Annotated in this window: 18 protein-coding genes; 9 read left to right on the forward strand and 9 right to left on the reverse strand. The window is 70.3% G+C overall.

Annotated features, from left to right (window positions below; genetic code table 11):
• Nucleotides 1-5: 5 nt before the first annotated feature.
• From AC1DWJ_RS01785 to AC1DWJ_RS01795, 3 genes are all read left to right on the forward strand, one after another.
• The gene (locus AC1DWJ_RS01785) at nt 6-998 is read left to right on the forward strand and encodes a Rossmann-fold NAD(P)-binding domain-containing protein (protein WP_477619849.1); all 993 of its coding nucleotides are present in this window, start codon (nt 6-8) and stop codon (nt 996-998) included.
• A 179-nt stretch (nt 999-1,177) separates the two neighbouring features.
• Nucleotides 1,178-1,813, forward strand: coding sequence for a peroxiredoxin (locus tag AC1DWJ_RS01790; RefSeq protein ID WP_457255293.1), 636 nt, complete (start codon nt 1,178-1,180; stop codon nt 1,811-1,813).
• 25 nt (nt 1,814-1,838) lie between these two features.
• The gene (locus tag AC1DWJ_RS01795) at nt 1,839-2,564 is read left to right on the forward strand and encodes a dienelactone hydrolase family protein (protein ID WP_477619850.1); all 726 of its coding nucleotides are present in this window, start codon (nt 1,839-1,841) and stop codon (nt 2,562-2,564) included.
• Between the two features lie 6 nt (nt 2,565-2,570).
• Here the strand turns inward: AC1DWJ_RS01795 and prcA are convergent, their stop codons facing one another.
• Genes prcA through dop form a run of 4 tightly spaced genes read right to left on the reverse strand, consistent with a single transcriptional unit; the run spans nt 2,571 to nt 5,991 of the window.
• Nucleotides 2,571-3,410, reverse strand: a complete 840-nt coding sequence (gene prcA / locus AC1DWJ_RS01800; RefSeq protein ID WP_457255295.1) for a proteasome subunit alpha — start codon at nt 3,408-3,410, stop codon at nt 2,571-2,573.
• Nucleotides 3,407-4,234, reverse strand: coding sequence for a proteasome subunit beta (prcB, locus tag AC1DWJ_RS01805; protein WP_477619851.1), 828 nt, complete (start codon nt 4,232-4,234; stop codon nt 3,407-3,409). The genes prcA and prcB overlap by 4 nt, the downstream gene beginning before the upstream one ends.
• Nucleotides 4,231-4,437, reverse strand: a complete 207-nt coding sequence (locus tag AC1DWJ_RS01810) for a ubiquitin-like protein Pup (protein ID WP_056914404.1) — start codon at nt 4,435-4,437, stop codon at nt 4,231-4,233. Before AC1DWJ_RS01810 ends, prcB begins: the two co-directional genes overlap by 4 nt.
• 36 nt (nt 4,438-4,473) lie before the next feature.
• Complete coding sequence (gene dop / locus AC1DWJ_RS01815; protein WP_457255297.1) at nt 4,474-5,991, reverse strand: depupylase/deamidase Dop; 1,518 nt, start codon at nt 5,989-5,991, stop codon at nt 4,474-4,476.
• A 48-nt stretch (nt 5,992-6,039) separates the two neighbouring features.
• On the opposite strand from dop, the gene AC1DWJ_RS01820 reads away from it, so the two are divergent.
• From AC1DWJ_RS01820 to AC1DWJ_RS01830, 3 genes are all read left to right on the forward strand, one after another.
• Nucleotides 6,040-7,050: an alpha/beta hydrolase gene (locus AC1DWJ_RS01820; protein WP_477619852.1), complete on the forward strand. Its 1,011-nt coding sequence runs from the start codon at nt 6,040-6,042 to the stop codon at nt 7,048-7,050.
• Between the two features lie 66 nt (nt 7,051-7,116).
• Nucleotides 7,117-8,106 (forward strand): ribose-phosphate diphosphokinase, encoded by a 990-nt coding sequence (locus AC1DWJ_RS01825; RefSeq protein WP_477619853.1) that lies wholly within the window; start codon nt 7,117-7,119, stop codon nt 8,104-8,106.
• The gene (locus tag AC1DWJ_RS01830; RefSeq protein WP_477619854.1) at nt 8,099-8,521 is read left to right on the forward strand and encodes a DUF3054 domain-containing protein; all 423 of its coding nucleotides are present in this window, start codon (nt 8,099-8,101) and stop codon (nt 8,519-8,521) included. The genes AC1DWJ_RS01825 and AC1DWJ_RS01830 overlap by 8 nt, the downstream gene beginning before the upstream one ends.
• A gap of 17 nt (nt 8,522-8,538) precedes the next feature.
• On the opposite strand, the gene AC1DWJ_RS01835 is transcribed toward AC1DWJ_RS01830, so the two are convergent.
• From AC1DWJ_RS01835 to AC1DWJ_RS01850, 4 genes are all read right to left on the reverse strand, one after another.
• Nucleotides 8,539-9,408: a sterol desaturase family protein gene (locus AC1DWJ_RS01835; RefSeq protein WP_477619855.1), complete on the reverse strand. Its 870-nt coding sequence runs from the start codon at nt 9,406-9,408 to the stop codon at nt 8,539-8,541.
• Nucleotides 9,409-9,463: 55 nt separating this feature from the next.
• On the reverse strand, nt 9,464-11,203 hold the full coding sequence (gene arc / locus AC1DWJ_RS01840) for a proteasome ATPase (RefSeq protein WP_457255302.1): 1,740 nt from the start codon (nt 11,201-11,203) through the stop codon (nt 9,464-9,466).
• Nucleotides 11,204-11,286: 83 nt separating this feature from the next.
• The gene (locus AC1DWJ_RS01845) at nt 11,287-12,348 is read right to left on the reverse strand and encodes a tRNA (adenine-N1)-methyltransferase (protein ID WP_457255303.1); all 1,062 of its coding nucleotides are present in this window, start codon (nt 12,346-12,348) and stop codon (nt 11,287-11,289) included.
• A gap of 11 nt (nt 12,349-12,359) precedes the next feature.
• Nucleotides 12,360-13,472: a site-2 protease family protein gene (locus AC1DWJ_RS01850; protein WP_477619856.1), complete on the reverse strand. Its 1,113-nt coding sequence runs from the start codon at nt 13,470-13,472 to the stop codon at nt 12,360-12,362.
• Nucleotides 13,473-13,606: 134 nt separating this feature from the next.
• Between AC1DWJ_RS01850 and metH the strand changes: the two genes are divergently transcribed.
• Together metH and AC1DWJ_RS01860 are read left to right on the forward strand one after the other, a co-directional pair.
• Nucleotides 13,607-17,332: a methionine synthase gene (gene metH, locus AC1DWJ_RS01855; protein ID WP_477619977.1), complete on the forward strand. Its 3,726-nt coding sequence runs from the start codon at nt 13,607-13,609 to the stop codon at nt 17,330-17,332.
• A 48-nt stretch (nt 17,333-17,380) separates the two neighbouring features.
• On the forward strand, nt 17,381-18,226 hold the full coding sequence (locus AC1DWJ_RS01860) for a RecB family exonuclease (RefSeq protein WP_477619857.1): 846 nt from the start codon (nt 17,381-17,383) through the stop codon (nt 18,224-18,226).
• 27 nt (nt 18,227-18,253) lie between these two features.
• Here the strand turns inward: AC1DWJ_RS01860 and AC1DWJ_RS01865 are convergent, their stop codons facing one another.
• Nucleotides 18,254-18,973, reverse strand: a complete 720-nt coding sequence (locus tag AC1DWJ_RS01865; RefSeq protein WP_477619858.1) for an HAD family hydrolase — start codon at nt 18,971-18,973, stop codon at nt 18,254-18,256.
• Nucleotides 18,974-19,150: 177 nt separating this feature from the next.
• On the opposite strand from AC1DWJ_RS01865, the gene AC1DWJ_RS01870 reads away from it, so the two are divergent.
• Nucleotides 19,151-20,002, forward strand: a complete 852-nt coding sequence (locus tag AC1DWJ_RS01870) for a PAC2 family protein (RefSeq protein ID WP_056921247.1) — start codon at nt 19,151-19,153, stop codon at nt 20,000-20,002.
• Nucleotides 20,003-20,020 lie beyond the last annotated feature (18 nt).

The raw sequence follows: 20,020 nt of genomic DNA on the forward strand, positions 1-20,020 counted from the left end.
GTCCCGTGTCGCTGCTCGTCCTCGGCGGGACCGCCTGGCTCGGCCGCGAGGTCGCTGCCGCCGGCGTGGCACTGGGCCAGGACGTCACGATCCTGGCCCGGGGCCAGTCCGGTGCGCCTCCGGACGGCGTCGAGGTGGTCCGTGCGGACCGCGCTGCCCCTCGTGCCTACGACGAGGTCCGCGGCCGCGACTGGGACGTCGTCATCGACGTCGCCCGTCAGCCGAGCCACGTGGCCGGGGCGCTGGAAGCGCTCGGCGACCGCGCCGCGTCCTGGGTCTTCGTCTCGTCCGCCTCGGTCTACGCCGGTGGCGAGGTTCCGGGCGCAGACGAGAGCGCGGAGCTGCTGCAAGCCCACGAGGCTGACGACGATGGCTGGGAGACCTACGGTGCCCGCAAGGTCGCGGGTGAACGACTCGTCCTCGACGCCGTGGGCGAACGGGCCCTCGTGGCTCGCTCGGGCCTGATCGCCGGGCCCGGTGACCACACCGACCGCACCGGCTACTGGCCGCTGCGGTTTGCCCACCCGGCCAGCCCTGACGATGCGGTGCTGGTGCCCGACAGCCCACTGCTGACCCAGGTGCTGGACGTCCGGGACCTCGCGCAGTGGCTGGTGTCAGCTGGCCTCTCCCGGGCCGTCGGCGTGGTCAACGCGAGCGGTCCGACGATCCCCTTGGCCGAGCACCTCGCAGCGGCCCGGTCCGTCGCCGGCCACAGGGGTGCCGTCGTGCCCGTCGACCAGGACTGGCTGGCGGCCCACGAGGTCGCCCCCTGGTCCGGGGAGCGCAGCCTCCCCCTGTGGCTGCCGCTGCCGGAGTATGCCGGGTTCATGGCGCGCAGCACCGGCGCGGCCGAGGCCCTGGGCCTCGTCGCGCGACCGCTCGAGCAGACCTTGGCCGACACCCTCGCGTGGGAGGTCGCGTCCGGGCCGGGTCGGGCGCGGCAAGCCGGGTTGTCCCCCTCGGACGAGCTCGCCCTCATCGCCGACGCTCGGAGCTAGGAGCGACCCCGCCACGCTGAGCGCCTTGCACACCCTCCAGTACACCGGCCACCTCTGCTGGGCGGACGCCATCGTCGGGCTGGCGGATGTACCAACATCCGGACAGGTCATCCATTCCTCGAGCAGATAACGGCATGTTTGGTCACGACAAACATCGCGTTACCTTCGAGAGGACCGTCATGGCCACCCTGCGACTGGGCGACGACGCCCCCGACTTCACCGCCCAGACCACCGAGGGCGAGCTCACCTTCCACGACTGGAAGGGCGACGGCTGGGCCGTGCTGTTCAGCCACCCCGCCGACTTCACGCCCGTCTGCACCACCGAGCTCGGACGGGTGGCGCAGCTCAAGGACGAGTGGGCCTCGCGCAACACCAAGGTGCTGGCCGTCTCCGTGGACGCCCTCGAGGACCACACCGCGTGGAAGTCCGACATCGAGGAGGTGTCCGGCGCTGCCGTCACCTACCCGATCGTGGCCGACAAGGACCGCGAGGTCGCCGAGCTCTACGACATGATCCACCCCGGTGCCGGCGACACGTCGCCGGTCCGCTCGGTGTTCCTCATCGACCCGGCCGGCAAGGTGCGCCTGTCGCTGACCTACCCCAAGAGCGCCGGCCGCAACTTCGACGAGATCCTGCGGGCCCTCGACGCGCTCCAGGTCAACGACTCCGGGCCGTTCTCGACCCCCGCCGACTGGAAGGCCGGCGAGCGGATCATCGTGGCCCCGACCGTCACCACCGAGGACGCCCAGGCGCGTTTCAAGGGTGTCGAGGTCGTGAAGCCCTACCTGCGCTTCGCCGACGCGCCGAGCGCCTGAACCGCGCGCGGCCTACGTTGGGGGCATGACCCCAGCCAGCGACTTCACGAGCCACCCCGTCTCCGTCGCCGACGGTGAGGTCCCTGCCGACCTCTACCTGCCCGAGGCCGGCACGGGTCCGGGCGTCGTGCTCTTCCAGGAGATCTTCGGGGTCACCGACTACATCCGTGGTCGCGCCCAGGACCTCGCCGACCTCGGCTACGTCGTGCTGGTGCCGCACCTCTACTGGCGCGTCGGCGACGAGGTCGTCAGCGAGGCTGTCGACGGGCTGCCCCGAGCCATGGAGCTGGTCGGCAAGGTCGACTGGGAGGCCGCCGTCGGCGACGGCGCCGCCAGCCTGGACGCGCTCCAGGACCTCCCGTCGGTGGACGGACCGGTCGGCGTGCTCGGGTTCTGCTTCGGCGGCGGGCTGGCCTTCAACGTCGCTGCCGTCACCGCCGCTGCAGGAGCCGGCCCCGACGCCCTCGTGAGCTACTACGGTTCGGCCCTGCCGAACCTGCTCGGGCTTGCACCGCAGGTCAGCGCGCCCAGCCTGCACCACTTCGGCCTCGCCGACGACTACATCCCGGTGGACACCGTGCGCGAGATCGAGGCGGCGGTCACGGCCGCCCACGACGACGTGACGTTCCTGACCTATCCCGGGGCCGGGCACGCCTTCGACAACCCGTCGCCGGTGTTCCACCACGACGGCGCCTCGCAGGAGGCGTGGGCGGCCACCGCGGCCTGGCTGGCCGAGAAGCTGCCCGTCTGAGACGTTCTACTGCGGCCCTTGCTCCGGACGCTGGGTCTGCGGGTTGCTCGCGTCGTCGCGGGGCGACCCCTCGCCGGTGAGGGTGTCGTGCCGGCCCGGGGTCGGGTCGTCCTCGACGGGGGCGTCGCTGGTCGGGTCGTCGGTGCTGAGCAGCGCGTCGAGCAGGCCGCCACCGATCCGGCGGAAGGTCCGGCGCGGTCGTTCCCGGTCGAGCACGGCCACCTCGAGCTGGGCAGCGGTGAGCGTGCGCGGAGCGCCAGCGGCAGGCGCGACCGGGTCCTGCCCCAGCAGCCCGACGGCCAGGCTGAGCGCGTCGCCGAGGGTGAGCCCGGGGCTCCAGCGGTCCTTGAGCCCGGTCTCGATCGTCTCCGCGGCACCACCCATGGCCACGAAGCCGAGCTCGTCGGCCACCGAGCCGTCGTAGGTGAGGCGGTAGATCTGGTCCTCGTCGGCGGTGGTGCCGACCTCGGCCACGACGATCTCGACCTCGTAGGGCTTGGACTCCTGGGTGAAGACCGTGCCGAGCGTCTGGGCGTAGGCGTTGGCCAGGCCGCGCGCGGTCACGTCGGTGCGGTCGTAGGAGTAGCCGCGCAGGTCGGCATACCGGACGCCCGCGACCCGGAGGTTCTCGAACTCGTTGTACTTGCCGACCGCCGCGAAGGCGATGCGGTCGTAGATCTCGGAGACCTTGTGCAGGGCGCGCGAGGGGTTCTCGGCGACGAACGCGATGCCCTTGTCGTAGCCGAGCACGACCACGGACCGGCCGCGGGCAATTCCCTTGCGGGCGTAGTCGGCTCGGTCCTTCATGAGCTGCTCGGGCGAGACGTAGAACGGCATGCTGGTCATCGCGCACCTCCCGGGTTGCCCTGTCGTGCCGCGATGACGGCCTCGACCACCTCGCGCAGCTCGTCGTCGGACACGAAGCGCACGCCGTCGACACCGACCACGGCGACGGTGGGCCAGATCCGGCGCCCCACGTCGGGGCCGCCGGTCGCCGAGTCGTCGTCGGCCGCGTCGTAGAGGGCCTCCACGACCACGCTGACCACCTCGTCGGCGGTGAGGCCGGGGTGCCAGACCTTCTTGAGGGCGCCCCTCGCGAACAGCGAACCGGAGCCGACGCTGTGGTGGTCGTGCTCCTCGTAGCACCCGCCCGTGACGTCGTAGGAGAAGATCCGCCCGAGCTGGCGGTCGAGGTCGTAGCCGGCGAACAGCGGCACCACGGACAGGCCCTGCATGGCCATCCCGAGGTTCGACCTGATCATCGAGGCGAGGCGGTTCGCCTTGCCCTCCAACGACAGCAGCGTGCCCTCGATCTTCTCGTAGTGCTCGAGCTCGACCTGGAACAGCTTGACCAGCTCGATGGCGATGCCAGCGGTGCCGGCGATCCCGACAGCGGAGTACTCGTCGCCCGCGAACACCTTCTCCATGTCACGGTTGGCGATGATGTTGCCCATCGTGGCCCGGCGGTCACCGGCCATCACCACCCCACCGGCGAAGGTCGCGGTGACGATGGTCGTGCCGTGCGGCGCCTCGAGGGTGCTGCCCGGGGGCAGCACCCGCCGGGAGGGCAGCAGGGACGGGGCGTGCGCGCCGACGAACTCGGTGAACGAGGACGACCCCGCCGCGAGGTATGCCGCGGGGAGCTTGCCCGCGTCGGACCCAGTGGTCACTGGCCGCCCTTCTGGACGAAGCCGCGGACGAACTCCTCAGCGTTGGACTCGAGGACGCCGTCGATCTCGTCGAGCACGCTGTCGATGTCGGAGTCGAGGTTCTCCTTGCGGGCCGTCGCCTCCGGCGCCGCGGGCGTGGGCTCGGGCGCCTCGTCGGGGGCGTCGTCGCGACGTTGTGGCCGGCTCTGCTCTTGGCTGGGCATTGGTGGGACCTCTCACTCGCGGGGCTTGCGCTCAACCTATCCCGATGCGGACGCCAACTCACGCAACAACGTGGCTGCGTCCGGACTGCGGTCGAGCAGGGGTCCGACCGTGGCCTTGGTGCCGCGCAACGGTTCGAGCATCGGCACCCGCTGGAGGGAGGGCTGCCCGGGGATGTCGAAGATGACCGAGTCCCACGACGCGGCCGCGATCTGGTCGGGGTACTTCTCCAGGCACTTGCCCCGGAAGTAGGCCCTGGTGTCGGCCGGCGGCTCGTGGACGGCCTCCAGGACGACCTCCTCGGTGACCAGCTCCTCGAACCGGCCGGCGGCCCGGAGCTTGTGGAAGATCCCGCGGTCGGGGCGCACGTCGGACCACTGGATGTCGATCGCCCGCAGCCGTGAGTCGGACCAGTCGAGCCCGTCGCGCTCGATGTAGCCCTCCATCACCTGCTGCTTGGCCACCCAGTCCAGCTCGCGGGACGCCTCCATGGGGTCCCGCTCCAGCCGGTCGAGGATGACGGCCCACCAGCGCATGACCTCGGCCGTGTCGTCGTCGAGCTCGCCGGCATACCGGTTCGTCAGGTAGCGCTCGGCCAGGCCGTGGTAGCGCCACATCAGCTGCACCGCGGTGAGCTTCGTGCCGTCACGCAGCTCCAGCAGCGTGCGGCACGTGGGGTCGTGGCTGACCGCCTGGAGGGTCGCGACCGGGCGGGCCACAGTCAGGTCGACGTCGATGGCGCGGTCCTCGATCATGGCCAGCACCAACGACGTCATGCCGAGCTTGAGCAGGTTCGCGACGTCGCAGTGGTTGGCGTCACCGATGATGACGTGCAGCCGGCGGTAGAGGTCGGCCACCGCGTGCGGCTCGTCGCGGGTGTTGATGATCGGCCGCTTGAGGGTCGTCTCGAGCCCCACCTCGACCTCGAAGAAGTCACTGCGCTGGCTCAGCTGGTAGCCGGCGGTTCGGGAGTCCACCCCGATGCCCACCCGCCCCGACCCGGTGACGACCTGTCGGGCGACGAAGAACGGCACGAGGTGGCGCACGATGTCGGTGAAGGGCGTCTCCCGGCGCATCAGGTAGTTCTCGTGCGTGCCGTAGGACTGGCCCTTGCCGTCGGTGTTGTTCTTGTAGAGGTTGACCCCGGGCGGCACGTGGGAGAGCCGTCGGACTGACTCGGCCATGATCGCCTCGCCGGCCCGGTCGAAGGCGACGGCAGCGCGCGGCGAGGTCACCTCCGGAGAGGAGTACTCGGGGTGCGCGTGGTCCACGTAGAGGCGTGCCCCGTTGGTGAGGACGACGTTGGCGAGGGTGGGGTCCTCCTCGTCGGTCAGCTGGCTCGGGTCGGCGAGACCGCGACCCATCTCGAACCCGCGGGCGTCGCGCAAGGGCGCCTCGTCGGCGTAGTCCCACGAGGCGTGCGCGGCCCGGATGCCCTGCGCGGACGCGTAGGCGTTGACCACCTGCCCCGACAGGATCATGGGGTTGGCAGCGGGGTCGCCCGGCACGGAGATGCCGTACTCGGTCTCGATGCCCATCACCCTGCGGACGGTCATGCCACTCCCGCGCTCATGGGCTCACCCTAGGTGAGAGAGTGACGGACCATGCGGCACTCCCCCTTCGCCCTCTACCCGCGGACCGCGCTGATCAGCGCCCTCCTCGACAGCGGGCTGCGCAAGCCGGTCGAGCGGCAGACCCTGGAGGAGATCCAGGCCGACCGTGGGGCGGTCACCCCGGACCGCCCGCCGTTCTCGTGGGTCACCGGTCGGGTCGACCGGTCCGTCGGCATCACGTACGGCACCGCGCAGACCCGCGACGCCTACGATCTCCCGCTGCGGATCTACCGCCCGCGAGCCGTCCGCGACACCGACGTCGACGTGCCGGTGGTCGTCTTCGTGCACGGCGGTGGCTTCGTGCGGGGCAACGTCGTGATGTACGACCCGCTGTGCACCCTCCTGGCAGCGCAGGTGCGGGCCGTCGTCGTGAGCGTCGACTACCGGCTCGCGCCCGAGCACCGGGCGCCCACGGCGGCCTTCGACGTGACCGACGCCATCGCCTGGGTGGCCGACCACGGTGCCGAGCTGCGCGCCGACACCAGCCGGATCGCGCTCTGTGGCGACAGCGCCGGGGGCAACCTCTCGGCCGTGGCTGCCCAGCTGCTCCGCGACCGCGGCGGCTCGCCGGTCGTCCACCAGGCGCTGTTGTACCCCGCGACCGACATGACCCTGGCGTCGCCGTCCATCGCCGCGAACGCCCACGCGCCGCTGCTCACCCGGGCCAGCATCGTGGCCTTCCGAGAGCTCTACGCGCCGACCGGGTCGGACTGGCGCGACCCCCTGCTGTCGCCGCTCTTCGGCACCCTCCAGGGCCTGCCCCCGGCGCTGGTCCAGACCGCCGACCTGGACCCGCTGCGTGACGACGGGGTCCGCTACGCCGATGCCATGCAGGCTGCGGGGGTGCCGGTCCGGCTGACCAACTACGTGCGCGTGCCGCACGGTTTCGTGTCCATCCCGGGGATGGTGCCCACCTCGGCCCAGCACCGGGCCGAGCTCGTCGGCGAGCTGCGCAGACACCTGTATGCCGCCGACGCGCCAGAGCGCGGGCGCGCGGGTTAGGCTCGTCCCAGACCTTCCGTCCGACGATCCAAACCCAGTCCGGCCACCCATCCACCAGGAGTGCCATTGCGGGACATCGTGGTCTTCAGCGGGAGCGCGCACCGCGCCCTGGCCCATCGCATCTGTGAGGCGCTCGGGGTGGACCTCTCCCCTGCCGAGATCAAGCGCTTCAGCAACGACTGCCTGCAGGCCCAGCTCCTGGCGAACTGCCGACAGCGCGACGTCTACATCGTGCAGCCGCTGGTGCCCCCGACCCAGGAGCACCTGATGGAGCTGCTCCTCATGATCGACGCGGCGCGAGGCGCCTCGGCGGCCCAGATCACCGCGGTGATCCCCCACTACGCGTATGCGCGCTCCGACAAGAAGGACGCCTCGCGGATCTCGCTGGGTGGCCGGCTGGTCGCCGACATGCTGGTGGCAGCCGGCGTGGACCGCGTGCTGACCATGACCCTGCACGCCCCACAGGTGCACGGGTTCTTCTCGGTGCCGGTGGACCACCTCACCGCGATCGGCGTGCTGGCCGACCACTTCCGTGGCGGTGACCTCCGGAACTCCGTGGTCGTCTCGCCCGACCTGGGCAACGCCAAGACGGCCACCCAGTTCGCCCGGCTCCTGGGCCTGCCCGTCGCGGCCGGGTCGAAGCAGCGGCTGGCCGACGACCAGGTCATCATCGACTCGATCGTCGGTGACGTGACCGGCAAGCGCGCCATCATCCTCGACGACGAGATCGCCACCGGCGGGTCGATCGTCGAGCTGCTCGACCGGTTGGCCGACCTCGGCTGCACCCGCGCCGATGTCGCCTGCACCCACGGGCTCTTCGCCGGCAAGGCCGTCGAGCGACTCCGGGACCACCCGATGATCGGCGAGGTCATCACGACCGACACGGTGCCGGTGCCGGGCCACTGGCCGGAGCTCCGGGTGCGGTCCGTGGCGCAGCTCTTCGCCGAGGCGATCAAGCGGATCCACGCGGGCGAGTCGGTCAGCAGCCTCTTCGACGGGGTGGACCCGACCCACGCCCCGCCGCAGGCCAGCTTGTTCGACAAGGTCCATGTCTGAGCCGACCGGCGTGCGACCCGTGGTCGCCTTCGTCGCCCTCGTGGTCGACCTGGCCTTCGTGCTGCTCTTCGCGACGATCGGGCGGCTGAGCCACGAGGAGGGCGTCACGGTCGCAGGAGTCCTCGGGGTCGCCGGGCCGTTCGTGGTGGCCCTGCTGGTGGGCTGGCTGGTTGCGCACCGAGCCTCGGGCTGGCCGGTCCGGATGCCCGGGTCGACGACCGTCTGGCTGGTGACCGCGGTGCTGGGTCTCGTGCTGCGGGTCGCAACCGGAGGCGGCTTCGCCTGGAGCTTCGGGGTGGTCACCCTGGTCGTGCTGGGGCTCTTCCTCATCGGGTGGCGGTGCAGTGGCGAGGTCGTCCGCTTCGCGGGTGAGGGCCTGGCCCGCTGGGCCGATCGGGCGGCGTCCCGCCGTTGACTCAGGACTCGGGTGACTCAGGACTCGGGTGACCAGCCCGGTGGCGCGAAGAGGTAGCCGAGCCGGTCACGCCAGTGCCGCGCCTGCCTGACCTGCCGGACCATCAGGGCGAACTCGGCGTACTGCAACCGGAACGGGTTGAAGGTCGAGACCGGGTGGGTCAGGCCGTAGGTGGGGCGGCGCTGCTCCTCGCGGAAGGTGCCGAAGAGCCGGTCCCACACGATGAGGATGCCGCCGTAGTTGCGGTCGAGGTACTCCGCGTCGCTGGCGTGGTGCACCCGGTGGTGCGACGGCGTGTTGAAGACCAGCTCGATCGGCCGCCACAGCTTGGGGATCGTCTCGGTGTGCACCCAGAACTGGTAGGTCAGGTTGAGCGAGAAGACGAAGAAGATCATCCACGGCGGCAGGCCCACCAGGGGCAGTGGCACCCAGAACAGCAGCTCACCCCACGGGTTCCACTTCTGCCGCAACGCCGTCGTGTAGTTGAAGTGCACGCTGCTGTGGTGGGCCTGGTGCATCGCCCACAGCACCCGGATCCGGTGGCTGCTGCGGTGGTAGGCGTACCAGAGCAGGTCGACGAAGAGCAGCGCGATGACCCAGGTCCACCATTCGTGCGGGTCGAGGCGCAGGGGCGCCACGGCATACAGGGCGGCGTAGCCGAGCAGCGCCAGGGCTCGGGCACCGAGGTTCACCACGACGGAGCCCACCCCCATGGACAGGCTGGCCACCGAGTCCTGGCTGGCGTAGCCGACGCGGGGCGCCCGGTGTTCTGCCCGCGGCGCGTCGGCGTCGGTCTCCAGCACGCGCAGCGCCACCAGCTCCAGCCCGATGAACACGACGAAGAACGGTACGGCGAGCAGCGCAGGGTCGCGCATCAGGTGGTCCACACCCGCTATGTTACCGAGAGTAAGTTAGCCCTGGCTACGGCTACTGCCCGGTCTCCTACAGGTACTGCCCCGTGTTCGCGACGTTGTCGATCGACCGACCCGGCTCGGTGCCGCTCTTGCCGGTGACGAGCGTGCGGATGTAGACGATCCGCTCGCCCTTCTTCCCGGAGATCCGCGCCCAGTCGTCGGGGTTGGTGGTGTTGGGGAGGTCCTCGTTCTCCTTGAACTCGTCGACGCACGAGGCGAGCAGGTGGTCGACCCGGATGCCCTTGGCCCCGATGGTGAGGAAGTCCTTGATCGCCATCTTCTTCGCCCGGTCGACGATGTTCTGGATCATCGCCCCGGAGTTGAAGTCCTTGAAGTAGAGGACCTCCTTGTCGCCGTTGGCGTAGGTCACCTCGAGGAAGCGGTTCTCCTCGATCTCGGAGTACATCCGCTCGACCGTCGCGGTGATCATGGCGTCGACGGTGGCCTGCGGCGACCCGCCGTGCTCGGCCAGGTCGTGCTCGTGCAGCGGCAGGTCGGCGACGAGGTACTTGGTGAAGATGTCGCGGGCGCTCTCGGCGTCGGGGCGCTCGATCTTGATCTTCACGTCGAGGCGGCCCGGGCGCAGGATCGCCGGGTCGATCATGTCCTCGCGGTTGGAGGCGCCGATCACGATGACGTTCTCGAGCCGTTCGACGCCGTCGATCTCGGACAGGAGCTGGGGCACGATCGTCGTCTCGACGTCGCTGGAGACCCCCGAGCCGCGGGTGCGGAACAGGCTGTCCATCTCGTCGAAGAACACCACCACGGGCGTGCCGTCGGAAGCCTTCTCGCGGGCCCGCTGGAAGATCAGCCGGATGTGCCGCTCGGTCTCGCCGACGTACTTGTTGAGCAGCTCGGGGCCCTTGATGTTGAGGAAGAACGACTTGCCGACCGGCTTGCCCTCCTTCTCGGCGACCTTCCTGGCCAGCGACGCGGCCACGGCCTTGGCGATCAGGGTCTTGCCACACCCGGGCGGGCCGTAGAGGAGGACTCCCTTGGGCGGCTTGAGCTTGTGCTCGGTGAACAGGTCGGGGTGGAGGTAGGGCAACTCCACGGCATCGCGGATCGCCTCGATCTGGCCGGCCAGCCCGCCGATGTCCTCGTAGTCGATGTCGGGGACTTCTTCGAGGACCAGCTCGGAGACCTCGGCCTTGGGGATCCGCTCGTAGACGAACCCGGAGCGCGACTCGAGCATGAGGGCGTCGCCCACGCGGATCGGCTCACCCTCGAGCGACTCGGCCATCCGCACGACGCGCTCCTCGTCGGCGTGCGCGACCACGAGCACCCGGCCCTCGCCGAGGAGCTCCTTGATCATCACCACCTCGCCGATGCGCTCGTAGCCGCAGGTCGCCACGACGTTCATCGCCTCGTTGAGCCGCACCTCGCGCCCCTGGGACAGCTCGGCGGGGTCGACTGCCGGGCTCACCGCCACGTGCATCTTGCGTCCGCCGGTGAGGATGTCGACCGTGGCGTCGTCGTAGGACTCGAGGATCACGCCGTAGGCAGCCGGCGGCTGGGCCAGCCGGTCGACCTCGGACTTCAGCGTGACGATCTGCTCGCGGGCCTCCTTGAGGGTGCGCACGAGCCGCTCGTTCTGCGACGAGACCGTGGCCAGGTTGGACTGGAGCTGGAGCACCTTGGTCTCGAGCTCGCGCGACCGCACCGGGGCGTCGGCGAGGCGCTGGCGCAGGGCGGCGACCTCCTCGGAGAGGAGCTCTGCCTGGCGGCGCTCCTCAGAGTGGTCACCCGGGGTGGCGTGATCGGTCATGTCGGCTCCCTCAAGACCTCAGAGTGGCTAACGACTGCTACCGACCGTCGACTGCCCGGCCGATGACCCAACCTAACCCCGATCTACTCCGCTGACGGGGAGGTTTGCGTCACAGAACGGCGAAGCCGACGGATCTTCTTGTCTGATGGGACGCGCTCCCCCATCTCCTCGGCGGTGAAGTCGCTCTCGGCCCCGAAGGCCAGGCCGCTCTCGAGGGCGCCCTCCTCGTCGGTGGACCCCTTCGCCGGGCGGCGCTTGCGCAGCGGCGGGGTGACGCCGGGAGCCAGCCGGCGGCTGGTGATGAGGAACCCGGTGTGGCCGTGCATGCGGTGCTGCGGCCGGACGGCGAGGCCCTCCAGGTGCCAGCCCCGCACCATCGACTCCCAGGCCTCCGGCTCGGTGTAGCCACCGTGGTCGCGCAGGGCCTCGGCCACCCGCGACAGCTGGGTGGCGGTGGCGACGTAACAGATGATGACGCCGCCGGGGGCGAGGGCGTCGGCCACGACGTCGAGGCACTCCCAGGGGGCCAGCATGTCGAGGACGACGCGGTCGACCGACCCCGGCTCCTCCGCCGTGGGCAGCGACTCGACGAGGTCGCCGACGGTGACCTGCCACGCCGGGTGGTCCTGCCCGAAGAAGGTGCGGGCGTTGCCCTTGGCGATGTCGGCGAAGTCCTCGCGCCGCTCGAACGAGTGCACGTGGCCGTGCTCCCCCACGGCGCGCAGCAGCGACATCGACAGGGCTCCCGACCCCACGCCGGCCTCGACGACCCGGGCACCGGGGAAGACGTCGGCCATGGTGATGATCTGGCCGGCATCCTTGGGGTAGACCACGGCTGCACCCCGGGGCATCGACATGACGTAGTCGGACAGCAGTGGCCGCAACGCGAGGTACTCGACCCCGGCGGTGTTGCGCACGACCGACCCGTCCGGGGCCCCGATGAGGTCGTCGTGGGCGAGCCGCCCACGGTGCGTGTGGAACTCGCGCCCGGCCTCGAGGCTGATCGTGTGCAGGCGCCCCTTGGGATCGGTCAGCTGGACCCGCTCCCCGACCGCGAACGGTCCCCTGCGCAGGTCGGCTCCGACGGCGGTGACCCGGGCCTCGTCAGGGCTGTCGTCAGGGCTCTGGTCGGGGGCGTCGCTCATGACCGGCGAGTCTAGTTGCGGGCTGCGGCCTCGTTGACCAGCCGGGCGTGGGCGATGCCGTAGACCCGTCCGTGCCAGGTCAGGACCACGTCCTGGTGGCCGGTCGACTGCATGACCTCGACCACGGCCAGCGCGTTCGCATCGGGTGAGACCTCGAGGACGTTGTCGTCCGGGATGCGCACCACCGCGGAGCTGAGCGGGGCGTCCGGATCCAGACCGGGTGGGGTGCCGCCGTCGGGTGAGGCGAGGAAGAGGCACGGTATGCCGCGCGCGTCCGTCGTGACGACGGCGTCGGGGTGGGCGATGGCGACGCGCAGAGGAGTGCGTGGGTCGAGGAAGACGGCCGGCTCCATCACCTGCGCGACGTGGAGCGCCTCCCACTGGGACAGTGCCTGGCCCCGGCGGATGGACTGCGTGGCGCCGCTCCAGAGCACTGATCCGATGACCAGCACCCAGATGGAGTCGAGACCGATCTGCTCGCCCTGCGCGAGCGGCCGGACGAAGAACCAGAGGACCAGGAGGACGGTCAGCACCCTCCCGCACCACCCGGCGACCACGGAGCCCTTGTTGCGGTTGCCGGTGGCCTTCCAGACCAGGCTCTCGACGACCTGTCCGCCGTCCAGCGGCATGCCCGGGAGGAAGTTCAGCACCGCGAGCGAGCCGTTGATGATGACCAGACCCGTCAGCAGGGTGCTCATGCGGTCACCGGAGGTGGTGAGGAGGAGCAGCCATGCCACCACGGCGAGCACGGCGTTCGAGGCCGGCCCCGCGGCCGCGATCGCCGCCAGCCTCCCGGGGGTGCTGCGAGCGGCCTCGAAGGAGGTGTGGCCACCCCACAGGTTCGCGACGATGCGGATCACCGGCATCTTGAACACCCGAGCGGTCACGGCGTGGGCGGCCTCGTGGACCAGCACGCTGACGAGGAGCAGGAGCGCCTGCGTGACGCCGATGGCGATCCCGGTGCCGACCCTGTCCGGGAAGTAGGGGGTGGCCACGATCGCGACGATCACGGCGGCGATGAGGAACCAGCTGGGGGCCAGGTAGACGGGCACCCCGCCGACGCGGGCGATGCGCACGCCGTGGCCGGACTCCTCCGGCTGTTGCTCGGGAGCCCGCGTCGTCATGCGCAGACCCTACGTGACCGGCCACGACCTCCCGGCCGCCACTAGGCCATACTTGTGCGGTGTCCGACTCCCCCGCGCTGCAGCCCGACGCCACCGACCAGCTGAAGACCGCTCTGACCGAGCGGATCCTCGTGATGGACGGCGCCATGGGCACGATGATCCAGCGCGAGGGGCTGGGCGAGGACGACTACCGGGGCGAGCGGTTCGCCGACTGGGAGAGTGACCTCAAGGGCAACAACGACCTGCTGAGCCTCACCCAGCCGGAGATCATCCGAGGCATCCACGCGGCATACCTCGAAGCGGGTGCCGACCTCATCGAGACCAACACCTTCAACGCCCAGCGGATCTCGCTCGCGGACTACGGCATGGAGGCGCTCGCCTACGAGTTCAACCTCGAGTCCGCGCGGCTGGCCCGGCAGGCCTGCGACGCGATGACCGAGAAGACCCCGGACCGGCCGCGGTGGGTGCTCGGCGCCCTGGGCCCGACCAACCGCACCGCGTCGATCTCGCCCGACGTCAACGACCCCGGCAAGCGCAACGTCACCTTCGACGAGCTGGTCGAGGCCTACCTCGAGCAGGCGCGTGGCCTGGTCGACGGGGGCAGCGACCTGCTCATCGTCGAGACGATCTTCGACACGCTCAACGCCAAGGCGGCGATCTTCGCCCTCGAGACCCTGTTCGAGGAGCACGAGCGCCGCTGGCCCGTGATCATCTCCGGCACCATCACCGACGCGTCGGGGCGCACCCTCTCGGGTCAGGTCACCGAGGCGTTCTGGAACTCGGTGCGCCACGCCCGTCCCCTCGCCGTGGGCCTCAACTGCGCCCTCGGCGCCGCCGAGATGCGCCCGTATGCCGCGGAGCTGGCCCGCGTGGCCGACACCTTCGTCTCGTGCTACCCCAACGCCGGCCTGCCCAACGCGTTCGGCGAGTACGACGAGACCCCCGACGCGATGGCGGGCGTCGTGGGCGAGTTCGCCGAGGCCGGGCTGGTCAACCTGCTCGGTGGCTGCTGCGGCACCACGCCCGACCACATCGCGGCGATCGCCAAGGCCGCCTCGGACCAGAAGCCGCGGGTGCCGGCCGAGGTCGCGCCCGCCCTGCGCCTGTCGGGGCTGGAGCCGCTGACCGTCACCGAGGAGTCGTTGTTCGTCAACGTCGGCGAGCGGACCAACATCACCGGGTCGGCGCGGTTCCGCAAGCTCATCCAGGCCGAGGACTACGGCACCGCGCTCAACGTCGCGCGCCAGCAGGTCGAGTCGGGCGCGCAGGTCATCGACATCAACATGGACGAGGGGATGATCGACGGCGTCGCCGCGATGGACCGCTTCGTCAAGCTGGTCGCGACCGAGCCCGACATCTCGCGGGTCCCCCTGATGGTCGACTCCTCGAAGTGGGACGTCATCGAGGCCGGGCTCAAGTGCGTCCAGGGCAAGTCGATCGTCAACTCCATCTCGATGAAGGAGGGCGTCGAGCCGTTCATCGAGCACGCCCGGCTGTGCCGCAAGTACGGCGCGGCGGTGGTCGTGATGGCGTTCGACGAGGACGGCCAGGCCGACTCGCTCCAGCGTCGCAAGGAGATCTGCCAGCGGGCCTACGACATCCTCACCACGGAGGTCGGGTTCCCCGCCGAGGACATCATCTTCGACCCCAACATCTTCGCGGTGGCGACGGGCATCGAGGAGCATGCGGCCTACGGCACCGACTTCATCGACGCGACCCGGTGGATCAAGGAGCACCTGCCGGGTGCGCTCGTCTCCGGAGGCGTCTCCAACGTGTCGTTCTCGTTCCGCGGCAACAACGCCGTGCGCGAGGCGATCCACGCCGTGTTCCTCTACCACGCCATCCAGGCGGGCATGGACATGGGAATCGTCAACGCCGGTGCCCTGGTCGTCTACGACCAGGTCGACCCCGAGCTCCGCGAACGCATCGAGGACGTCATCCTCAACCGGCGTCCCGACTCCACCGAGCGGCTGCTCGAGATCGCCGACTCGTTCAACACCGGCGACACCAAGCAGGAGGCGATCGCCGAGGAGTGGCGCTCCCTGCCGGTCGGCGAACGCATCACCTACGCGCTGGTCAAGGGCCTCGACGAGCACGCCGAGACCGACACCGAGGAGCTCCGCCAGGAGATCTCGGCGCGCGGCGGTCGACCCATCGAGGTCATCGAGGGGCCGCTCATGGACGGCATGAACGTCGTGGGCGACCTCTTCGGCGCGGGCAAGATGTTCCTGCCGCAGGTGGTGAAGTCGGCGCGGGTCATGAAGAAGGCGGTCGCCTACCTCATCCCCTTCATCGAGGCGGAGAAGACCGAGGCCGAGGTCGCCGAGAACCGGGCCAAGGGCAAGGTCATCATGGCCACCGTCAAGGGCGACGTGCACGACATCGGCAAGAACATCGTCGGCGTCGTCCTCCAGTGCAACAACTACGACGTCGTCGACCTCGGCGTCATGGTGCCGGCCCAGAAGATCCTCGATGCCGCCAGGGCCGAGAAGGCCGACGTCATCGGGCTGTCCGGGCTGATCACCCCGAGCCTCGACGAGATGGTGAACTTCGCGACCGAGATGGAGCGTCAGGGCTTCGACCTGCCGCTGCTCATCGGGGGTGCCACCACCTCACGGGCCCACACCGCCGTCAAGGTGGACCAGAAGTACCACGGCCCCGTCGTGTGGGTGAAGGACGCCTCGCGCTCGGTGCCGGTGGTCGCCCAGCTGCTGTCGGACGAGCTGCGCCCCAAGCTGATGGCCGAGGTCAAGGCCGACTTCGACTCGCTGCGCGCCCGGCACGCCGCCAAGACGACCGAGCGTCCGCTCGTGTCGATCGAGAAAGCCCGCGAGCTGGCCACGCCGATCGACTGGAGCGGCTACCGCCCGCCGGTGCCCCACCTCGTGGCGGCACAGGAGAAGGAGCTGCTGCGCCGTCAGTCGGGCAGCGACCGCAACCGCACGGTCACCCAGTTCGTGCGCACCTTCAAGGACTACCCGATCGCCGAGCTGCGCGACTACATCGACTGGGGCCCGTTCTTCCTGGCCTGGGAGATGAAGGGTCGCTTCCCGGACATCCTCAACAACCCCGCGACGGGCGAGGCCGCGACCCGGCTCTACCAGGACGCGCAGAAGATGCTCGACCAGATCATCGAGCACAAGTGGCTGCGCGCCAACGGCGTCATCGGCCTCTTCCCGGCCAACTCGGTGGGCGACGACATCGAGGTCTACACCGACGAGTCCCGCGAGACCGTGGCCACGACCCTGCACACGCTCCGGCAGCAGGGGCAGCACCGCGAGGGCATCCCCAACCGGGCGATGTCCGACTTCGTCGCGCCCAGCGACAGCGGACGCTCCGACCACGTCGGGGCCTTCGCCGTCACCGCCGGTCTCGGGTCGCACGACAAGGTCAACGAGTTCAAGGCCGCGATGGACGACTACAACGCGATCCTCCTCGAGGCCCTGGCCGACCGGCTGGCCGAGGCGTTCGCCGAGCGGATGCACGAGCGGGTGCGGCACGACTTCTGGGGCTACGCCCCCGACGAGCACCTCAAGAACCCCGACCTGATCGCCGAGAAGTACGTCGGTATCCGGCCGGCGCCGGGCTACCCCGCCTGCCCCGACCACACCGAGAAGGCCCTCCTGTGGGACCTGCTCCAGGTCGAGCAGAACACCGGGATGGAGCTGACCGAGTCGATGGCCATGTGGCCGGGCGCCTCGGTCTCCGGGTGGTACTTCTCGCACCCGCAGTCCCAGTACTTCGTCGTGGGTCGCCTGGGCCGGGACCAGATCGAGGACTACGCCGAGCGCAAGGGCTGGACCCTCGCCGAGGCCGAGCGCTGGCTGGCCCCCAACCTCGGATACCTGCCCGAGGACTGACGGCACGCCGCGGCACCGTTGTCGGCGCCGCGGCATACCGTGTGATCCATGGTTCCCGCCCTCTCACCGAGCCGGGCCTCGGACTTCAAGCAGTGTCCGTTGCTCTACCGGTTCCGCACCATCGACAAGCTGCCCTCGCCGCCCAGCCCTGCTGCGGCGCGGGGCACGCTGGTGCACGCGGTGTTGGAGCGGTTGTTCGACCTCCCGGCCGACGCGCGCACCCCGGCGGCCGCCCAGGCGCTGTTGGGCCCCCAGTGGGCAGCCCTGGTCGAGCAGGAGCCCGAGCTCGCGGCGATGATCGCCGACGACGACAAGCTCACCGAGGCCGGCTGGTTCGGTGACGCGCAGGCCCTGATCGAGACCTGGTTCACCCTCGAGGACCCGACCCGCCTCGAGCCCGCAGAGCGCGAGTTCTATGTCGAGACTGATGTCGACGGGCTGGTCCTGCGTGGCTACGTCGACCGCCTCGACGTGGCCGCCGACGGGGCGATGCGCGTCGTCGACTACAAGACCGGGCGGTCCCCCAGTGAGCTGTTCGAGGGCAAGGCGCTGTTCCAGATGAAGTTCTACGCCTTGGTGCTGTGGCGGCTGCGCGGTGAGATCCCGCGCCTGCTCCAGCTGGTCTACCTCGGCAACGGCGAGGTGGTCCGCTACACCCCCGACGAGCACGACCTGCTCAGCCTCGAGCGCAACCTCAAGGCGGTCTGGACCGCGATCGAACGGGCGGCGACGACGGGCGACTGGCGACCCAAGACCTCGCGGCTGTGCGACTGGTGCGACTACCGCGAGTTCTGCCCGGCCTGGGGCGGCACTCCCCCGCCGCTGCCGCCTGACGCCGCCCTGATCGCGCTCAACCCGGCGATCTCGGGTCAGGTCACGCCGACGGACGAGTGAGCGGCGCCAACCCATGCACCAGGCGAGTCAGCGCCGGTGCTGGAGGGCTTTGTCGACGAGAAGGCGGAGGTCGGCGGGGGTCAGCCCGCGCAGGCTCGGAGCCTGCACCGCGCCGGCGATGATCGGCACCGGCACGACGTGGGGCACCGCCAGCGTGGGCACGCCTGCGGCGACGGCGGACCGGACCCCCGTCGGTGAGTCCTCGATGGCGATGCAGTCGGTCACCTCGACACCGAGGGCCCGGGCCGCTGCGAGGTAGGGCTCGGGGTGCGGCTTGCCGTGCTCCACCTCGTCCCCGGTGATCACCGCGGCGAAGGTGCCCTCGGGGAGAGCCGCGAGGACGCTGTCGGCCAACGACCGCCACGACATGGTCACGAGGGCGTTCGGCACGCCGGCCTCGCGGAGGGCGCTGAGCAGCTCGATGGCACCGGGACGCCACGGCACGTGCTCGGTGACCTGGGCGATGACGCGCCGCAGCAGGTCCTCGACGATCTCGACGGGCTCGAGCGTGATGGGGCTGTTGTCGCGGATGAACTCGGCCGAGACCATGAGGTCGTTGCCGACGAGCTGGTGCGCGTACTCGTCGTTCCAGACCCCTCCGGCCTCCTCCACGATGGCGTGCTCGGCGTTGATCCAGTACGGCTCGGTGTCGACGAGGGTGCCATCCATGTCCCAGAAGACCGCCGCAGGCAGGTCCGCTGCGCGGGAGGTCGAGGGCTCGCTGGCGAGCGGGTGCTGAGACGGCATTGCGGAGGAGCCTTCGTGGTGCGGGAGTGGCGGCGCGCCCGACTATACGCAGCCGTGCGGATGCCTCCGCACCGCGGACCGTAGGCTGGGCGGGACAGCGGTGCCGCCTGCAGGGGCTGTGTGGATTCACGGCTGCGTATTCTTCAAGGCTGTGTCTCATTCAAGAAGGGAGCGATGGTGATCGAACTCGAAGACGTCCCGGAGCTCAACAACCCCGTCGTGATTGCGGCCTTCGAGGGCTGGAACGACGCGGGCGAGGCGGCCACGGCCGTGATCGACCACCTCATCGACGTGTGGGATGCTGACGCCATCGCGGCGCTCGACCCCGAGGACTACTACGACTTCCAGGTGAACCGTCCGCGCGTCGTCCTCGAGGACGGTCGCCGCCGGATCCACTGGCGCACCACGCGGATCCTGGTGGCCCGCTCTGCCGGGCTGGACCGCGACGTCGTGCTCATCCAGGGCATCGAGCCGTCGTTCCGCTGGCGGGCCTTCACGATCGAGCTGATGGAGTTCGCTCAGGAGGTCGGCGCGAGCACGGTCTTCACGCTCGGCGCCCTGATGGCCGACGTGGCCCACACCCGGCCCATCCCGGTCACCGCCACCTCGGACGACGACGACGTGATCCACCGGTTCGACCTCGAGCCGAGCCGCTACGAGGGACCCACCGGGATCGTCGGCGTCCTCGCTGACGCGGCCACCCAGTCGGGCATGCAGTCGCTCTCGTGCTGGGCTGCGGTCCCCCACTACGCGGGACACTCCCCCTCCCCCAAGGCGACCCTCGCGCTGGTCTCCCGGCTCGAGGAGCTGCTCGACGCCACGATCCCCCACGGCGACCTCGCCGAGGGAGCGAAGGCCTGGGAGCGGGGCATCAACGAGCTCGCCGACACCGACGAGGAGGTCGCCGAGTACGTCCAGTCCCTCGAGGAGGCGCAGGACACCGCTGACCTGCCCGAGGCGAGTGGTGACGCCATCGCCCGCGAGTTCGAGCGCTACCTGCGTCGCAGAGGCCAGGAAGGGCCCGGCTGACCTTTCCCCGTCAGACGG

The organism is Pedococcus sp. P2_D7, assembly GCF_056404295.1.